This is a genomic window from Glycomyces sp. L485, assembly GCF_022548875.1.
Classification (GTDB): Bacteria; Actinomycetota; Actinomycetes; order Mycobacteriales; family Micromonosporaceae; genus Glycomyces.
Genome location: NZ_JAKZEW010000038.1, coordinates 192 through 863, shown reverse-complemented (window position 1 = coordinate 863; position 672 = coordinate 192). Strand labels below are relative to the sequence as shown.

The window sequence follows — 672 nt, the reverse complement described above, 5'->3', positions numbered from 1 at the left end:
CGCACCGGGATCAGCGGTTCATTCGTCTTCGGGTGCACCAGGCGCATCGCCGCGACCTGTACGGCCGGTTCAGCCGGTGCGGCTGCTGGTGGTGTGGACGGTGCGGAGGCGTGCTCGTCTTCGGGACGGGAGCGTCCGCCTGGTCCGGAGCCCGGCGCGGAACTCTGTTCGGTGCCGCGCTCGGGTCCGGTGTTGCACTCGGACTCGCCCCCGGCCTGCGAAGCTGGAGTCGGTGTGGGGTTGGGTGCGGCGTACTTCTTGCGCAGCCTGGCCCTGGCTTCCTTCATCTCGGCGTTGAGGCGTTCTTGTTCGAGGGCTTCGGCGATGCGGTCGAGGTCTTCGCGCAGTCCCGGTCCGTACTCGTCGGGGTAGAGGCCGGTGGGGAAGATGTTGGCGATGTCGTCGGCGAAGTCGATCTCGAGGTCTTCGTCGGTCCGCCAGTCCGCGCACCCGCACTTCAGATCAAGGTCAGAATCGTCGTGGCCTTCGTGGTGGACGATGAGGGCTTTGCCCGGTCCGGTCTTGGTGATGTCCCAGCCGGGGGTGTGGACCCTTCCGTGGTGGAACCGGCACAGCAGGATGAGGTTCTGGGCGGTGGTGGGCCCGCCGTTCGCCCAATGCACGATGTGATGCGCTTCACACCATGCGACCGGTGCCCAGCATCCCGACCAG

Annotated in this window: 1 protein-coding gene; it reads right to left on the bottom strand. The window is 67.1% G+C overall.

The window, feature by feature from the left end:
• On the bottom strand, positions 1 to 623 hold a 623-nt coding region (locus L0U85_RS16270; RefSeq protein ID WP_241378809.1), incomplete at its 3' end, for an HNH endonuclease.
• Positions 624 to 672: the final 49 nt, after the last annotated feature.